Origin of the sequence: Stenotrophomonas sp. Sm10, assembly GCF_030985515.1 — a bacterium.
GTDB lineage: Bacteria > Pseudomonadota > Gammaproteobacteria > Xanthomonadales > Xanthomonadaceae > Stenotrophomonas > Stenotrophomonas hibiscicola.
The window spans coordinates 119,862-126,729 of record NZ_JAPTFO010000003.1 but is presented as its reverse complement, the minus strand read 5'-3'; the positions used below and the strand labels follow the sequence as shown (position 1 = coordinate 126,729).

At 67.4% G+C, this 6,868-nt stretch carries 7 protein-coding genes; all 7 read left to right on the top strand.

From position 1 onward, the window contains the following. Positions 1-204 precede the first annotated feature (204 nt). Positions 205-1,023, top strand: coding sequence for an NADPH-dependent 7-cyano-7-deazaguanine reductase QueF (gene queF, locus O0J15_RS01845; RefSeq protein ID WP_308304990.1), 819 nt, complete (start codon positions 205-207; stop codon positions 1,021-1,023). A 214-nt stretch (positions 1,024-1,237) separates the two neighbouring features. Beyond that, positions 1,238-1,531 (top strand): LysM peptidoglycan-binding domain-containing protein, encoded by a 294-nt coding sequence (locus O0J15_RS01840; RefSeq protein WP_005419771.1) that lies wholly within the window; start codon positions 1,238-1,240, stop codon positions 1,529-1,531. A 43-nt stretch (positions 1,532-1,574) separates the two neighbouring features. Then, positions 1,575-2,087, top strand: coding sequence for a hypothetical protein (locus O0J15_RS01835; RefSeq protein ID WP_019660848.1), 513 nt, complete (start codon positions 1,575-1,577; stop codon positions 2,085-2,087). A 357-nt stretch (positions 2,088-2,444) separates the two neighbouring features. Further along, on the top strand, positions 2,445-4,667 hold the full coding sequence (locus tag O0J15_RS01830; RefSeq protein WP_019660847.1) for an NADP-dependent isocitrate dehydrogenase: 2,223 nt from the start codon (positions 2,445-2,447) through the stop codon (positions 4,665-4,667). A 278-nt stretch (positions 4,668-4,945) separates the two neighbouring features. After that, on the top strand, positions 4,946-5,911 hold the full coding sequence (locus O0J15_RS01825) for a hypothetical protein (RefSeq protein ID WP_308304989.1): 966 nt from the start codon (positions 4,946-4,948) through the stop codon (positions 5,909-5,911). Next, positions 5,904-6,452 carry a GTPase gene (locus O0J15_RS01820; protein ID WP_010481027.1) on the top strand — a complete coding sequence of 183 codons (549 nt, stop codon included), beginning with the start codon at positions 5,904-5,906 and terminating at the stop codon, positions 6,450-6,452. The genes O0J15_RS01825 and O0J15_RS01820 overlap by 8 nt, the downstream gene beginning before the upstream one ends. Then, entirely contained in the window at positions 6,445-6,861 is a 417-nt protein-coding gene (locus O0J15_RS01815; protein ID WP_308304988.1) for a roadblock/LC7 domain-containing protein, read from the top strand. The genes O0J15_RS01820 and O0J15_RS01815 overlap by 8 nt, the downstream gene beginning before the upstream one ends. Positions 6,862-6,868 lie beyond the last annotated feature (7 nt).

The following is a 6,868-nucleotide window of genomic DNA, read 5'->3' as shown; positions in this document are numbered from 1 at the left end:
GGCAGGCGGGGCGGGGGTGTCTGCGGCATGGATGCCGCGGCCAAGCCCCCATGGACGGGTTTACGGCGTCCCCCGACCCGCCTGCCCACCCGGCCAAGCCGATAGACCGCCTTTCGCGATCATCCCAATACAACCACCACGGAGGGGCTTCGCCGTTGGCCGGCCCGGCCGAAGGCCCGCCCTCCGCGCGATACAATGCCCCCCATGAACACCCCACAGGATTCCAGCCTCGGTCGCGAGGTCAGTTACCCGTCGCAGTACGATCCCGGCCTGCTGTTTCCGATCCCGCGCAGCGGCGCCCGCGCCGAGATCGGTCTCGATGACGGCGCGCTGCCGTTCGTCGGCCACGACCGCTGGCACGCCTTCGAGCTGAGCTGGCTCGACCCGCGTGGCAAGCCGCAGGTCGCCGTCGCCACCGTCCAGGTGCCGTGCACCTCGCCGCGGTTGATCGAATCGAAGTCGTTCAAGCTGTACCTGAACTCCCTCAACAGCACCCGCATCGACAACGCCGAGGAGCTGCGCGCGCGCATCGTGGCGGATCTGTCGGCCTGCGCCGGTGCGCCGGTCCAGGTGGAGTTCGGCCTGCCGGAGCTGCAAGAGACGCCGCTTGGCGAATCCATCGACGGGCTGGACGTGGAGATCGACTGCTACGGCCCGCCGCAGGCGGACTTCCTCGCCGCCGATGCGGGCGAGGTGGTGGAGGAGACCCTGGTCTCGGCGCTGCTGAAGTCCAACTGCCCGGTCACCGGCCAGCCAGACTGGGCCACGGTCAGCCTGCGTTACCGTGGGCCGAAGATCGACCGCGCCGGCCTGCTGCGCTACTTGGTCAGCTACCGCGAGCATGCCGAGTTCCACGAGCAGTGTGTTGAGCGGATCTTCAGCGAGGTGTCCGCGCGCTGCCAGCCGCACTGGCTGGAGGTTGAGGCCCGCTACACCCGCCGTGGTGGCCTGGACATCAACCCCTGGCGTGCCAGCCCGGGCATCGTCGCCCCGGCCGCGACCTACCGCGAGCTGCGGCAGTAACCGCCGCAGGCGGTTACCGGTAGTGCCGGCCGCTGGCCGGCAATCGGCCAAGGCCGGATCCCGTGGCACAGCCGGCCAGCGGCCGGCACTACCGGGTGTCCATTCCCCCGATTGTTCAGCCGCCCCCGGGGCCGGCTTCACATCTGCACCATCCCCATTTAACAACCGCCATGGCACCGTGCCAATCACGTAGTCATGCAGACGGGAGTTGTGGATGAGTACCGAGAAGAAAGCCGATTTCTCCGGCGTCAGTGGCAGTGTCGACAGTACCGCCGAGCAGGTGCCGAAGGCGGACTTCTCCGGCGTCAGCGCTTCGGTGGACAGCACCGCAGACGTTGTCAGCGGCGGCACCTATACCGTGCAGAAGGGTGACTCGCTGTCGAAGATCGCCAAGCAGCATCTGGGCGACGCCAATGCCTGGAAGAAGATCTTCGAAGCCAACCGCGATGTGCTTGATGACCCGGACAAGATCTTCCCGGGCCAGACCCTGAAACTGCCGCCGAAGTAAGCCGGCCAGAACGCCGTCCGACAATCCCTGGGAGGAACCCCGAATGATCAAGACCACCCCGCTCCAGACCGCCCTGATCGCCGCCCTGCTGGGCAGCGTCGCCCTGGTCGGTTGCAAGAAGAAAGAAGAGTCGACCGACAACAATGCCGCTCCGGCAGCGACCGCTCCGGCCGAACCGGCAGCACCGGCCCCGATGACCGGCGCGCCGCCGCCGATGGCCGAAGCCGCTGCTGTCAGCGTCTCGTCGGTCACGGTCGGAAAGACCGCCGCCGCCGACAAGTCGGTTGCGACGACGGCTCTGTTCGCACCGAAGGACGACATCATCGTCTCGGTCAAGACCGACGGTGCGGCAAACAATGTCAACGTTGGCGCGAAGCTGACCTATCAGGACGGCCAGGTGGCCGGCGAACAGACCGCCACCCTGAACACCAGTGGTGCGGAAACCACCAACGTCACGTTCAAGAATGCAAAGGGCTGGCCGGCCGGCAAGTACCGCGCCGAAGTCACCGTCGATGGCAAGGCGGCCGGAACGCCGCAGGAGTTCGAGGTCAAGTAAGTCCAGCCGACTCTCTCCCGGCAGGGCTCACGATGGACGCAGCCGCGAGGCTGCGTCCTTTTTTGTTGTGCGATGGTCGGCTTCATCCACGCATGGCGTGGATCCACTGATGCTGTGGGCGGGCTTCATCCAGGCGTGGATGGATCACAGCGTTGCCGGCATGCAGTACCGTCGCGTATGGCGTGGCTTTGCCCCGCGCGGCTGAAAACGCGACAATGCAGGGGTTTCCCCGCCGCGCGCCCACCCTGACGGCGACGGGGAAAGCGTGGGGCTCCGCCCCGCGCGCGACACGGTTGCACGTGGCCCGGCGCTGGCGCCGGCCTTCCCCTGAGCACTGCTACAGAGTCCAAGTCCCCCATGTCCAAGATTCTCTACACGCTGACCGACGAAGCCCCGTTCCTGGCCACCCAGTCGCTGCTGCCGATCGTTGACGCCTACACCGGTACAGCCGGCATCGTGGTGGAAACCCGTGACATCTCGCTGTCCGGCCGCATCCTGTCGCAGTTCCCGGAACTGCTCAGTGACGCGCAGAAGGTCAGCGACGACCTGGCCGAGCTGGGCCAGCTGGCGACCACCCCGGACGCCAACATCATCAAGCTGCCGAACATTTCCGCCTCGGTGCCGCAGCTGAAGGCGGCCATCAAGGAACTGCAGGACCAGGGCTATCCGCTGCCGGATTACCCGGAAACCCCGGCCGACGACCAGCAGCGCGACTACAAGGCGCGCTACGACAAGGTCAAGGGCAGCGCGGTGAACCCGGTGCTGCGCGAAGGCAACTCCGACCGCCGTGCACCGCTGTCGGTGAAGAACTACGCGCGCAAGCACCCACACCGCATGGGCGCCTGGGCGCCGGATTCGAAGTCGCATGTCGCGCACATGGCCGCCGGTGATTTCTACGGCAGCGAGAAGTCGGCCACCCTGGCCAATGCCGGTTCGCTGAAGATCACCTTCCACGGCAATGACGGCAGCACCGCTGTGCTGAAGGAAAAGACCGCGGTCAAGGCCGGCGAGATCGTCGATGCCGCCGTGATGAGCCGCAAGGCACTGGCCGCGTTCATCGGCGAGCAGATTGCCGATGCCAAGGCCCAGGGCGTGCTGTTCTCGCTGCACCTGAAGGCGACCATGATGAAGGTCTCCGACCCGATCATGTTCGGCGTGGCGGTGAACGAGTTCTACAAGGACGTGCTGGCCAAGCACGCCGACGTGCTGAAGCAGGCCGGTTTCGATGCCAACAACGGCATCGGTGACCTGGCTGCGCGCCTGCCGTCGCTGCCGGAAGCCACCCGTGCTGCGATCGAAGCCGACCTGGCTGCCGAGTACGCACAGCGCCCGGGCGTGGCCATGGTCAACTCGGACAAGGGCATCACCAACCTGCACGTGCCGAGCGACGTGATCGTCGACGCCTCGATGCCGGCGATGATCCGCGACTCCGGCAAGATGTGGAATGCCGAAGGCAAGCTGCAGGACACCAAGGCCGTCATTCCGGACCGCTGCTACGCCGGCGTATACCAGGCCGTCATCGACGACTGCAAGGCGCACGGTGCCTTCGATCCGGCCACCATGGGTTCGGTGCCGAACGTCGGCCTGATGGCGCAGAAGGCCGAGGAGTACGGCTCGCACGACAAGACCTTCCAGATCGCCGCCGATGGCGTGGTCAAGGTCACCGACGATGCTGGCACCGTGGTGTTCGAGCATGCCGTCGAAGCCGGTGACATCTGGCGCATGTGCCAGACCAAGGACGCGCCGATCCAGGACTGGGTGAAGCTGGCCGTCGAGCGCGCCCGCCTGAGCAGCACCCCGGCCGTGTTCTGGCTGGATGCCGCCCGTGCCCACGACGCGCAGGTCATCGCCAAGGTCGAGCAGTACCTCAAGGACCACGATACTGCCGGTCTGGACATCCGCATCCTGCCGCCGGTGGAAGCCACCGCGTTCTCGCTGGACCGCATCCGCAAGGGCGAGGACACCATCTCGGTGACCGGCAACGTGCTGCGTGACTACCTGACCGACCTGTTCCCGATCATGGAGCTGGGCACCAGCGCCAAGATGCTGTCGATCGTGCCGCTGATGGCCGGTGGCGGCCTGTTCGAGACCGGTGCCGGTGGTTCGGCTCCGAAGCACGTGCAGCAGTTCGTCGAGGAAGACTACCTGCGCTGGGATTCGCTGGGTGAATTCCTGGCCCTGGCCGCGTCGCTGGAACACCTGGGCAACCGCTACGACAACGCCGCTGCCCGTGTGCTGGCCAAGGCGCTGGACGAAGCCAACGGCCAGTTCCTGGACAACGACAAGTCGCCGTCGCGCAAGCTGGGTGGCATCGACAACCGTGGCAGCCACTTCTACATCGCGCTGTACTGGGCCCAGGCCCTGGCCGCGCAGGACGAAGACGCCGCCCTGAAGGCGCGCTTCGCCCCGCTGGCCAAGGCGCTGACCGACAACGAGCAGAAGATCGTCGAAGAGCTGGTCGCGGTGCAGGGCAAGGCCGTGGACATCGGCGGCTACTACCGTCCGGACGTGGCCAAGGCCAGCAAGGCGATGCGCCCGAGCGCGACCTTCAATGCCGCGCTGGAGCAGCTGCGCGGCTGATCCGTCGCCGTTCGGTCGTGACCCCGGAACCCGCGCTTCGGCGCGGGTTTCTTTTTGGGCGGCCCCATTCGATCCGCGTCCAGAACCGTGACATCCGTTGGCCGTCGGAATGCCGTCAAAGCGGCATGAAACTTGCCCGCGATGGCCGTCGCAGAACCGATCGGACACCGTCTGCAACCGCTCCCGATCTGAGCAGTCGATCACGACGGCTGCCGCTGGCGATGTCCTAGCCTTGGCGACGCGAGGCCACCGGGGAGGTGGCCGCACGGGGAACACGGATGGCACGCGTGCTGGTAGTGGGAACCGACATCCAGGGCGAGCAGGCCCTGCTGCAGCGGCTACGCGTAGCATCGGCGCTGCCGGACGGCCAGATCCGCCGCAGCCAGGATCTGGACGATTGCGACCTGCTGGTCATCCGCGATACGCCGGCGCTGCGCAACGCGGCCCTGCGCATGCGCCAGCAACGCCCGCGACTGCAGTGCTGGATCGAGGATCTGGGGGGCCAGCTGCGCGACGGCGATGGCCCTCAGGACATACTTGATGACGGTGCCATCGGCCGCGCCCTGCGCGGGATGCAGTTGGCAGTGGAGCCCCTGACCATGCACGCACCCGCACCGATCCGTCTTGCCGATGGTGCACACGCCATCACCCGCCTGCTGCGCGAGCGGCTGCCCCTGCGCCAGGGGCAGGCACTGCTGAGTGACGCGGGTGACCCCGTCCTGCTGATGGACCTCGAGCATGACCAGGCCGTGCTGTTGCAGGAGCCCGCGAGCGCGCTGGTAGAGCGCCTGGCCGAGGCCTTCGAACGCCTGCAGCTGGATGCGCTCACGCCGGCTCGCCTGCAGGCCCTGGCCGGTGAGCGGCCGCGCCAGCCACTGCGGCCCCTGCTGTGGCAGTGGGCACAGCGCAGCCGACATTGGCAGGCACTGGACGAACGCCTGCGTGGCGCCTCGGTGAAGCTGCTGCGCTGGCCGGATTTCCGCGTGCTGGGTCACGACCACGATGGCTTCCGCCTGTGTTCGCTGCTGCTCAAGCGCGCGTGCACGGTTGAAGAATGCGCGATGCTGCTCGAGTTGCCGGCTGCGGCGGTGCGTGATTTCATCCATGCCGCCTATCTCTGCGGTTACGCGCAGTTGCAGAGCGCCCCGGCGGCACCGATGACGGCCCTACGCGGCAATGGCACCGACAACGGCCTGCTTGCCCGCCTGTGGCGCCACCTGCGTGGGAGCGAGCGCAATGCGTGAGCACAAGGTGGTCGTGCTCGGTGGCATGGGCAGCGGCAAGTCGACACTCGTGCGCAGCATCGCGGCCGGCGCGGTGATCGACACCGATGTGGCCAACAGTGATCGCCTCGGTGCCGACAAGGCCTCCACCACCGTCGCGCTGGACTACGCAGACATCGACCTGCCCAACGGCGAACGCCTGCGGCTTTACGGGACACCCGGCCAGCAGCGCTTTGATTTCCTGTGGCCGATCCTGCTGCAGGGGGCACGTGGTGCGGTGCTGCTGCTGGACGCGCGCCGTGCCGGGTTGGCCGGCGAGCTGGAGGACTACCTGCAGGTGCTGCAGCCGTTCGCAGCGTCATTGGCGCTGGTGGTGGCGGTCACCCATCTCGACCAGGCGCCGCACGCTGCGCTGGACGACTGGGCTGCACGCGCCAGCCTGGATGATCAACCGCTGCCTTTGCTGGCGGTGGATGCCCGCGACCGCGAACAGGGATTGCTGCTGATGGATGTACTGATGAGCGAAATGGAAGCGCACGCACTGGTGGCCGCGCATGGCTGACGGGCAGATGGCGGTGCTGCCCGATGCCGGCCAGCGTGCGCGCCTGCAGCCGCTGCTGCAGGACCTGCAGCAGCGGGTGGAAGGCGTGCGCACGGTAGTGCTGGCCAGTGTCGATGGCTTTGCCCTGGTCAGCGCTGGTGCCGAAGGGCGCGCCGAACGGCTGGCGGCAATGACCAGCGCGATGCTGGCGCTGGCCGCGGCGGTCGGGCGCGAGCTGCTGCTGGGGGATCTGCAGACGCTGATGCTGGAAGCGATGGGCGGGAAGGTGCTGATGCTGGCGATCCAGGCCGAAGGGCGTGCACCGCTGCTGCTGATGGCGGCCTGCGACCAGCGCAGCGTGATCGGCCAGGTGCTGTGGCAGAGCAGGGAATGTGGCCAGGCGATCCTGGCCGAACTCGGCGGATCGTGAGCCCGGC